This is a genomic window from Photorhabdus sp. S10-54 (assembly GCF_963878145.1).
GTDB lineage: Bacteria > Pseudomonadota > Gammaproteobacteria > Enterobacterales > Enterobacteriaceae > Photorhabdus > Photorhabdus kayaii.
In genome coordinates, this window is record NZ_CAWNXG010000072.1 from 1 (window position 1) to 9,911 (window position 9,911).

Genomic DNA, 9,911 nt, shown 5'->3' on the forward strand with positions numbered 1-9,911 from the left:
ATTCAGCGCTAAGTCAGTGTTGTCTTATTATGTGAGAAATATAAGGAAAGAAATATGAAGATATATTTAGGAAAATACGCTATCACTTATAGCAGGAACCGATATTATTTAAATATAAGGCAGGTATAAAAGCCACACGCCATATTTTGCCCCGGACAGTATCGCCGAAGATGCGGCAGAAGATTTTTGGCATTCCCACGGCGGATGTGATCATGAATGGCCCTTGAACTTCACAATACTCATCGGTGGCGAAGATGAAGGAACGTACTCTGTTGACGTTGTGCAAACTATCAAATTTTCGGCTCAGTGAGGTAAAGCATGATCAATAATTCATTCCACTTAACCCAAGTAATAGCTTCGGCATGGGGTGATCCATCCTATATCACTGATGCTGTCTGGAATGCCGGTTACAGAAAAGCCGCCAGAACATCAGAAGAAATAGTGTTGGTGACACTTAAAGTCATCGAGGATTCTTATTACAGCGATATTGTGTATGAGTATTGGCCCAAAGACTTGGAAGCCGTACTTGCTGCTGAACTGAATTTCCTGATTGATAATTTGGTCTGGTCAGACAAAACAACTCCGGCAACAGTAGCTAAAGTAGTATTAGATGCTGGTTATAGAAAGGAATAAGTGAATGGCAACAAGATATATTGGACTTAAAGAAATGTGCCAGTTAACAGGAAAAAGCCACCCCACATTGTGGAGGATGTGGGCGAAAAGGAAAGAATTCCCCAAGCCTGAAAAAACTTTAGGTGGAACATTCCTTGGATGGCCCGAAAATGTATACGAACAATGGGTAAGAGAGCAAAATTCTAACGACACCCGTTAGAACACCTGTTTTTCTAACGACACCCGCAGGAATGCGGGTAACTCTTTGATTTTTCTGGCGCACCCTACAGGATTCGAACCTGTGACCTACGGCTTAGAAGGCCGTTGCTCTATCCAGCTGAGCTAAGGGCGCATCTTGAGAGATGAGCTGCATCAGTAATGCTTTGATGCGGGGAGAGATTATACGGTGACAACTCCTTGAGTCAATGGCTTTTCTGCTTATAAATCTTCATCTGGCTATTTTCTGATTATCAATAAAACTGACAGCACGTTCATGTTCTGACAAAATAGGCGATATCCCAATGTTTGATTTATGGATTTATTCGTACATGCCAGCAAAAATTATTGACGGGAAAACGATTGCGCAGACAATCAGAAGTGAAGTCGCAGTGCGTGTTCAACAACGTGTTGCTGCGGGAAGACGCGCTCCTGGTCTTGCCGTTGTTTTAGTCGGCGAAAATCCGGCTTCTCAAATTTATGTCGCAAGCAAGCGCCGTGCCTGTGAGGAAGTCGGGTTTGTTTCCCGTTCCTATGACCTGCCAGATACCACCAGTGAAGCCGAGTTGTTGAATCTTATCGATCAGCTTAATAATGATTCAGAAATTGATGGTATTTTGGTTCAGCTCCCTTTACCTGCCGGTATTGATAATGTCAAAGTTCTGGAACGTATCCAGCCTGATAAGGATGTTGATGGCTTCCATCCCTATAATATTGGTCGTTTGTGTCAACGCGCTCCAAAGCTGCGTCCCTGTACTCCGCGCGGTATCGCAACGTTGCTTGAGCGTTGTGGAATTAATACTTATGGGCTGAATGCCGTCGTTATCGGCGCTTCAAATATTGTTGGTCGCCCAATGAGCCTGGAGTTGTTATTGGCTGGCTGTACCACCACGGTGACTCATCGCTTTACTAAAGATTTACGCCACCATGTGGAGCACGCAGATTTGCTCATTGTGGCGGTTGGTAGACCAAACTTTATCCCTGGTGAATGGATTAAACTTGGCGCTATTGTTATTGATGTCGGAATTAATCGTCTGGAAGATGGAAAAGTCATCGGCGATGTTGATTTTGAAACCGCGTCAGAGCGTGCAAGCTGGATCTCTCCGGTTCCAGGGGGGGTTGGCCCAATGACAGTCGCGACACTTATCCAGAATACCTTGCAAGCCTGCGAGGAATACCATGATGTGGAAAAAATTGAAGGTTGTTAATGGAAATTTTTTATTTAGAAGGCCATCCTCATGTGGCGCTATGTGATCTGTTGAAGTTTCAAGGGTGGAGCGAAAGCGGCGCTAGCGCTAAAGCGGTTATTGTTGAAGGTCTGGTTGAAGTAAACGGTCAGATAGAAACCCGTAAACGTTACAAAGCTATAACCGGGCAGGTTGTTACCTTTAATGGTAAATCTGTTCACATTAAAGAATGATTAAAACGGGCTTCCTTAAAAATGAAGGGAGCCGCAGATTGCGGGTAAAGTACTCGCTTTTTGGTTGGGATTGACCGAAAAGGTGTTTAATCGGTATGTTTGGAAAGTGAGTTAAAGTGCGATTAAGCTTGATTTGGTCAACCGAAGTATCTGTAGTTAAAAAGTACCTCGATGAAAAATAATGAAAATGTAAAAAGGTTATAATGGTAAATAAGAATTAAACCTTAAACTTAATGTACAAGTTAATCTCTGTTAAATGTGAAAAGCACTAATAAGTAGAAAAGGTTTTTTATATCGGAGATAAACGGGATGATGAAAAATATTTTAGCTTCGATATTAGCTTGAGTAAACGGATAACCAAAATGGATATTTTTATTAACCTAAGTTGATTTTACTGGAAATTTTTATTTTACCCCGTAATTCTCTATTTATCTTGTCCACGGTTATACGTTTAAGCTGTAGGTAACCAACCTTAGTATAAGCGTGGTTTTAATCATCCAGTGGGTTGAGTTTTTACATGCGAGCTCTCTCATAGTGTTCTGTGCAGGTGGTATTTAGGTATTAAAAGGTCACTTAGCAAATGGTATAAAATTTTAACCCTGTTTAGTGAATATGCAGTATTTAAGGTGTTGTGCGCTTTTAATACAATACTTATTGAAAAATGTTTAATCTGATGATAATTTAAACTTAATATACTGATTTTAATGATAAAACAAACCAGTGGAGTAGATAGTTTGGAATTAAATCAAGTGATTAAAGCTCTTAATGAATCCGGTAACAACTGGAGTGTAGAGCAAATAGGTGAATGTCTTGCAATTACTAACGAAGACGGAATTAAAGCTCATCTGGCTATTTGTGGCAGGCAAATTACAGTGGAAGCATTACTGTTTTCAGAAGAGAATGTTTTAGATCCCGCTTCTTTAAATCAGTTTATTTTAGAAACGCACAAGATGATTCCTCTGACTTCAGTTGGAATAACTAAAGTAGATGGTCAATCTTACTATACCGCTTTTGGTTCATTGTCATCAGAATCAAAACAAGAAAGCGTTGTCATCGAAGTTTCTACGTTGTTTGCCAACATCACTGAACTTCTTGATGCGTATTCTGAGTTCCTAAAATAACAATATAGAGGCAAATATTAATGAACGTGTGGAAAAAGCTTTTTAAGGCAATCAAAGGAACGGTAAATAACGCGGCAGAAGCTGTTGCTGATGGCAACGCACTGACGATTCTTGATCAGGAAATCCGAGAAGCAAAAGCAGAAATCCGCCGTGCGGATGAAAGCCTGGTTAGCATTATTGCTAAGCGAAAAATGGCAGAGAAAAAGGTCTCAGATATCAAAAACAGTATCACAGAGTATGAGGGTTATGCTCGCTCTGCTGCGGGTAAAGGTGATAATGGGCTTGCTCTGGAGTGTGCTCAGAAAGTTGCGACCTTGCGTGACGAACTGGAAAGAGAACAAGGGTTGTTTGAATCGTTCCAGAAGGCTGAAACGACGCACCGACACACTGTGCAAGAAGCGAAAAAGAAGGTGTCTCAGCTTGAGAACCAAGTTGATTTGGTTAAGGCAACTGAACAGGTGCAGAAAGCCCAGGCAGCGACTCACAGTTCTGTTGTTGGCGCTTCTTCAAAAACATCTACTGCCCTTGATTCCCTTGAGCGTATCAAGTCACGTCAGGCTGAGAAAGCGGCTCAGTTCGAGGCTCAGCAGGAACTCCACGATAGTATGACTTCTAGCGATCTGGATAAAAAGCTTAAAGAGGCTGGCATAACTTCAAGTTCTATGTCCGCAGAAGATGAACTTGCTCGTATTCTTGGCAAGTAAATACCCAGTTGTTAAATCAAGATCCTGCTTTTTAAAGTGGGATCTTCCTATCAAGAGATATTTCTATGCTTTCCAAAATCGTAGATGCGTTTAAGAGCGCATTCGGGGGTAAGGCGGTTGCGCCTGTTGTTCCAAAGGTGCCGGAAGTATTAGGTTTGCGTATTGGTGGTGCACTTGAGATAGACCCGCTAATGCTAAAACTGATTGAATTTGACCTAACGATCGAAAATGCAGCTTCAACTCAGCTTATATGTTCCGTTGGTGTTGTCGACTTAGGTGATAACGTGCGTTTGGTTCGTTATTACACGGATGACGAAGGTTACCTTCAAGTGCTTCAAGAAGGGGAGGGGGATGACGGCGTGAAGGAAGTGAGCCTGTGGTATTTTTACGAAACTAAACCGATCGATTCACAAGCTCAATGGGATGCGCTGATTGAAAACGGTATCGTTACACCAAGCAGACGATATGATCTCGATGGTACCCAGTTCTCTCAGTTATGGGACAACATTAAGCCTGTGGCTGTTACCGAAAAAACTTACAGTAAAGAGGGTCACATAACCGAAACTGATCAGTTTGTGATGGTGTATACGCGTCAGGTTGCTCATAACAGAACAGAAGAACTTCAGGTTGTGGGAGAAGAAAAAGTTGTAGGGAGTCATCTGGATAGATTGATGGTACTGAGCACCGGTATTCAACTTAACCAAACTGATTTTAAAGTGGTGGCATAAATGATCACATTGGAAAATGAAGAACAGGCTTTCACTCAATTTATGCATGGTGTAGGCAATTTTGGTTTGTGTTTTGGTTTGGCGCTGGTTTTTTTCATTGTTTTCAAGTTCATCTACACAATAATTACTCCGCATGATGAATGGAAACTTATTAAGGAAGAAAAGAATAGTGCCGCTGCGATATCGCTTGGTGGCGCGCTGGTTGGTTACAGCATCGCCATTGCAAGTGCAGCAAGCAACTCTGTGGGGGTTATTGATTTCGTGATGTGGAGTGTTGTTGCGCTGTTGGCTCAGATTGCTGGCTTCTTCATGGTTCGCATATTCATGATGCCAAAGATTGTATCCCGCATTGAGAATAATGAGGTCCCTGCCGCGGTTGTGCTGGCGGCGGTGTCAATTTCTGTTGGTCTTTTAAACGCAGCCTGCATGACTTACTGATTTAGGGATTGTATGACGAACGGGAATAAAAAGCGCAGAATGCGCAGCACAGCCATTAACATTGAGAGTAAGCGTAAATATTGGCGTGGTTTCTCCTTCACGTCATTGGCGCTCAGTGTCGGTTCACTCGTTGGTTGTGGCCAATCGGCGGATGAGCTGTCAATTCATGTTTATAAGGATTTGGCGTCTTGTCAGAATAATCCGAAGAATACGATCGCTGCTCAATGTGAAACTACATACCAAGCAGCATTACGCGAAGCGGAGCGTACTTCGCAGAAATTTCGCCGGAAAGCTATGTGTGAGCTGGAGTACGGTGAGTGTGAAGCAATGCCGGGGGCCGTAGGTTATCGCCCGAAGATGGCCGCCTTTATGATGGCGGAGGTGAAACCAGAACAGTTTAACAAGTACGACATTGCGGAAAAGTATCGCAATGTGTTCTACCAGCCACTATTTACTTCAACATCAGGCTATGGCGACTTGTACGGTAAGCTTTTTTTCGCTGATGGTAAGGTTATTGGTGATTATTCCGATATTGGCAATATCCAGTACGAGATGAACCGACGTTATTTGCAGCCGCTGGAGACGGTTCGCCTGCCAATGGAGAAACGAGAAGTTTCTCAAGTTGGAACGAATGCAAATGTTGTTGCAGGTATAAACCCTGTACTAAACTCCCGATCAACTGCTTATATCGCATCTGAGATCGTTGATGAAATCGGTGATTATTCAGCGCGTAAGCATAAAGAGAGAATGTATCGCGAGCGCTTGATACGTGAAAAGGAGCAGAGGTTTAAAAGCAGCGATTCCCGTTATTCTGGCGGCTATGATAGCAAGCCAATCGTCACTACCAAGTCTTCTGGTGGTTTTGGTTCAATATCTTCCGCTAAATACAGTTGGGGTGGTTAACCGGCGCTGACATTTTATTAGCAGGCTTTTTGTTATCAGTGTTTTGCATCGAGGCATTATTGCTGAATTAAGTGTTTGTGCGATGATTTTTTCCAAGATTCAAATAAGCATTATCAAAGGGTTAATGTCATGCTTCAGATCCCAACAACACCTCGTCATGATTGGAAAGTGCGAGCAAAAGAATTTGGGTTTGGTTTCCATACAATCGATAATGAGCCGTACTGGACGGAAGACCGTTACTACCAGTTTACTCTCAAGCAGATTGAAGAACATATTGAAGCTCCGACAGCGGAAATCTACCAGTTGAGCCTTCAAGCAGTAGAGCAAGTGGTTAACAGTGATGAGTTGATGGCTAAGTTCCAAATTCCAGAAGCAATGTGGTCATTGGTTCGTGGATCTTGGAAGCGCAGAGATCCAAGTCTCTATAGTCGCCTTGATTTTGCCTATGATGGTAAAAACCCGGCTAAATTATTGGAAATTAACTCAGATACACCGACTTCTATTTATGAACATGGTTTTTTTAGCTGGCTGTGGTTGGAAGATAAGGTTAACCGTGGTGAATTGCCTCATGCTGCTGATCAGTTCAACTTACTACAAGAGTTGCTTGTTGATCGCTTCTGTGAACTGAAACCCTTTTTGCCATTCAACACACTTCATTTTGCTTGCTGTAAGGGCACAGAGGAAGACAAGGGTACGGTCGATTACATGGCTGATTGTGCCAGAGATGCAGGTATTCATACTGAGTTTGTCTACATTGAGGATATTGGACTCAGCGAGTGTGGTAAGTTTGCGGATAGTAATAGCAAGATCATTGATTCTATATTCAAGTTGTACCCGTGGGAGTTCATGTTTCGTGAAGAATACGCTCAACACTTGGTTACGGCGGGGGTTAACTGGTTCGAGCCAATATGGAAATGTATCACCTCGAATAAGGCAATTTTGCCATTGCTTTGGGAGATGTTTCCGGGACACCCAAATCTGCTTGAAGCTTATTTTGCCGATGATCCAAAAGCCAAGCATCTGACTCATTACGTCATGAAGCCGATATTCAGCCGTGAGGGGGCGAATATCAGTATTCATCAAGATGGCAGAGTGGTTGAAGAAGTAGATGGTCCTTACGGTGAGGAGGGCTATATTGTCCAGCAGTACACCCCATTGCCAAAGATCGGTAATATCCATGTCCTCATCGGTAGTTGGCTTATTAATGATACGCCTGCGGGTCTATCGATTAGGGAGGATATTGGCAGGATCACGAAGGATACATCACGATTTGTGCCTCACATTATTTTAGGTTAATGATTTTAACTATCTGTTTCTTCTTCATAAATTTTCCTGTCTAAAATAGAGAATTGATATATTTATTTCTGGAGCAGGGTGGAATACCCTGCTTTCTGGCTCTTAGTAAACATCTAACTTTATTGCTGAAATGTCATATTTGTATGATTTTCATCCGTTTTTTTACATGTATTCTCCTTCTTCTTTATTATTATGGTGAAGTACTGTGCGCATCAGAAGTAAATCCAATTCGGTATCTGGGAGGTGTTTTTTGTCTTTGAGCTCGCAGCGGGTAACTGAATCATCTAATTCGCGGCAGATAAAGTTATGAATGTGTTTAAAACGTGGGCTATACTCCGTTTCGTCAGCGTTACGTTTGATGGCAAGCAGAGTCTGTATTTCCTGCATCAGCGCTGCGTCTGTAACAGTTCCGGCCAGTAGGGTGTCGAAGCGCATCGGGGGGACACCTTTACCAGCTTCGATCCAACGTACCGCCAGCAATGGGCGTAGTACATAAAGGTATTTTTTCAGCCGAATTTTCTCGCCTTTCAGGTAACTACGAAAGTTTTTCTTTGCCATTGACAGATAGTGATATCGCGCTCTGTTGTTGGAGAAATAGTCTGGTAATAGGGCACGTAGTACCGCCATGAACTCCACGTCTTCGTAGTAGATTACCGGTGAGTCTGCCCACTCCATCAGTGTCGGGTTGGCTCGTTTCAGCAGCCCTAAAGTTTTACGCAGTTCCCAACCACAGATATCCAGCTCGTTACTGATCGGTAGTTCAATGACATCCCGAGAGGGATCGACACGTAAGTACCATGATGGCGCATGTACATAAATAAAACGTACATCGTAATCACTGTTTGTCGAGGCAAATCCCCAACCGCGGCTACCTGATTCACAGGCGTAGAGTATTCGTATTTGCAGCTCTGTCTCAAGTTGCGCCAGTTTTTGGCATATGTGTTGCTTCATGATGTCACTGATACCAAATTTTTCTTTCATCTTGATTATCCTTTTACGCAAACCACTTGACGCAGGGTGTGAACGATTTCTACTAGTGAAGACTGAGCGGCCATTACGGCCTCAATGTCTTTGTAAGCCATCGGAATTTCATCGATGACGTCGCTGTCCTTGCGGCATTCCACGTGTGCTGTGGCACGCTTCTGATCCTCTATTGTGAAGCGTTTTTTCGCTGCTGTGCGGCTTAATACTCGGCCAGCGCCGTGACTGCATGAGCAAAAACTCTGTTCATTTCCCAGACCACGTACGATAAAGCTTTTCGCACCCATTGAGCCAGGAATGATGCCCATGACGCCTTGGTGTGCTGCGACCGCACCTTTACGTGTGACTAACACGTTTTGGCCGAAGTGTTGCTCCTGTTGCACATAATTGTGGTGACAATTTACTGCTATGGTTTACCGTGCGTCCATGTGGTACGGCGATTTCAATAGCATGGCGGATAGCATATAGATTGTCCGGTAAATCTTTGGCATTCAATGAGGTACGTACTGCCATCATGCCACAGCCGATATCTACGCCTACTGCGGATGGAATAATCGCCCCACGAGTCGGGATGACACTGCCGATGGTTGAACCTTTACCAAGATGTACATCAGGCATAACGGCTAAATGACTGAAGATGAACGGCATTTTTGCTGTATTTAATAGTTGTTCACGAGCCTCTGCTTCTACGGGTACGCCATGAGTCCACATTTTTACGGGTGCGCTGTTTGGCGCGGTCATCAACTCGTAATCGTTTGCTCTCACATTGTTCTCCTGGTTATTCATTCGCCACTATTATTATAATTTAAAGTAACGAATATTTTTCCTTTTTAATCAATGCTTCTGAATTTATTTTTTATCTTGGTTTTCTTTTGAACTATTAGGAAAATATTGTAAATGAAAATTTTATTTCACTATTAATATAGTATTCTGTTTAATGGTAATTGCAATTATTTGAGTTATTATTTTGTTGCGTAATGTTGAATTTGTGATGCTAATCTATATAAAAATGTGTTTGTAAAATCGTATATGAATTTATTATAGTTTTACATTATGTTGATAATTGTAAAGGGAATGTAAAACAATTTAATTATTTAATATTATGATGTTGTTGTAATAGTGAGTTTATATACTATTCAAATAGATGTATATGATATATGCGTAATTATTATGTGGATATGAGTGGGTGTTAAATAAGTAATATTATCTTGTTGATATAATTATATATTTTTAATTATGAGTTTTATTTTTGTTTGGTGAGTGAATTTATATTGTCAAATGTGAAAAATAAACTCATACACTATTTATAACTGATAATTTATAATGAGTTAATGATTTCTTATTGTTTAAATATATGTAAAAATAGGCGGATTCGACTAATAAGTGCAATTTTTCAGAAAGGCGGTCAGTTGCTATAGTAGGCACCTTTCCCGCCACAGGAAAATGCACTATGGCCTATACACAACTGACCGAGACAGAAAGATATCAGATT

At 41.9% G+C, this 9,911-nt stretch carries 11 protein-coding genes, 1 tRNA gene and 1 pseudogene; 10 read left to right on the forward strand and 3 right to left on the reverse strand.

Annotated features, from left to right (window positions below; all coding sequences use genetic code 11):
- The first annotated feature begins 318 nt into the window (after positions 1-318).
- The gene (locus AACQ83_RS22430) at positions 319-633 is read left to right on the forward strand and encodes a hypothetical protein (RefSeq protein ID WP_112879692.1); all 315 of its coding nucleotides are present in this window, start codon (positions 319-321) and stop codon (positions 631-633) included.
- Positions 634-637: 4 nt separating this feature from the next.
- The gene (locus tag AACQ83_RS24805; RefSeq protein ID WP_112879693.1) at positions 638-832 is read left to right on the forward strand and encodes a helix-turn-helix transcriptional regulator; all 195 of its coding nucleotides are present in this window, start codon (positions 638-640) and stop codon (positions 830-832) included.
- A 55-nt stretch (positions 833-887) separates the two neighbouring features.
- On the opposite strand, the gene AACQ83_RS22435 is transcribed toward AACQ83_RS24805, so the two are convergent.
- Positions 888-964, reverse strand: a tRNA-Arg gene (locus AACQ83_RS22435).
- Positions 965-1,160: 196 nt separating this feature from the next.
- Here AACQ83_RS22435 and folD point away from each other — a divergent pair.
- The 8 genes from folD (at position 1,161) to AACQ83_RS22475 (ending at position 7,438) form a co-directional block, all read left to right on the forward strand.
- Positions 1,161-2,036, forward strand: coding sequence for a bifunctional methylenetetrahydrofolate dehydrogenase/methenyltetrahydrofolate cyclohydrolase FolD (gene folD / locus AACQ83_RS22440; protein WP_112879701.1), 876 nt, complete (start codon positions 1,161-1,163; stop codon positions 2,034-2,036).
- Positions 2,036-2,248 carry a ribosome-associated protein YbcJ gene (gene ybcJ, locus AACQ83_RS22445; protein WP_112879694.1) on the forward strand — a complete coding sequence of 71 codons (213 nt, stop codon included), beginning with the start codon at positions 2,036-2,038 and terminating at the stop codon, positions 2,246-2,248. Before folD ends, ybcJ begins: the two co-directional genes overlap by 1 nt.
- Before the next feature lie 734 nt (positions 2,249-2,982).
- Positions 2,983-3,369 carry a DUF2170 family protein gene (locus tag AACQ83_RS22450; protein ID WP_112879702.1) on the forward strand — a complete coding sequence of 129 codons (387 nt, stop codon included), beginning with the start codon at positions 2,983-2,985 and terminating at the stop codon, positions 3,367-3,369.
- Between the two features lie 20 nt (positions 3,370-3,389).
- On the forward strand, positions 3,390-4,073 hold the full coding sequence (locus AACQ83_RS22455) for a PspA/IM30 family protein (protein ID WP_112879695.1): 684 nt from the start codon (positions 3,390-3,392) through the stop codon (positions 4,071-4,073).
- 65 nt (positions 4,074-4,138) lie between these two features.
- Positions 4,139-4,801: a YjfK family protein gene (locus tag AACQ83_RS22460; protein WP_112879696.1), complete on the forward strand. Its 663-nt coding sequence runs from the start codon at positions 4,139-4,141 to the stop codon at positions 4,799-4,801.
- Entirely contained in the window at positions 4,802-5,239 is a 438-nt protein-coding gene (locus AACQ83_RS22465) for a DUF350 domain-containing protein (RefSeq protein WP_112879697.1), read from the forward strand.
- 12 nt (positions 5,240-5,251) lie between these two features.
- Positions 5,252-6,142, forward strand: coding sequence for a DUF1190 domain-containing protein (locus tag AACQ83_RS22470; protein WP_112879698.1), 891 nt, complete (start codon positions 5,252-5,254; stop codon positions 6,140-6,142).
- 129 nt (positions 6,143-6,271) lie between these two features.
- Positions 6,272-7,438, forward strand: a complete 1,167-nt coding sequence (locus AACQ83_RS22475; protein WP_112879699.1) for a glutathionylspermidine synthase family protein — start codon at positions 6,272-6,274, stop codon at positions 7,436-7,438.
- A gap of 162 nt (positions 7,439-7,600) precedes the next feature.
- Here AACQ83_RS22475 and AACQ83_RS22480 read toward each other — a convergent pair whose 3' ends face one another.
- Together AACQ83_RS22480 and AACQ83_RS22485 are read right to left on the reverse strand one after the other, a co-directional pair.
- On the reverse strand, positions 7,601-8,419 hold the full coding sequence (locus AACQ83_RS22480) for a nucleotidyltransferase domain-containing protein (RefSeq protein ID WP_112879700.1): 819 nt from the start codon (positions 8,417-8,419) through the stop codon (positions 7,601-7,603).
- Between the two features lie 5 nt (positions 8,420-8,424).
- Positions 8,425-9,184, reverse strand: a pseudogene (locus AACQ83_RS22485) (RtcB family protein).
- Positions 9,185-9,911 lie beyond the last annotated feature (727 nt).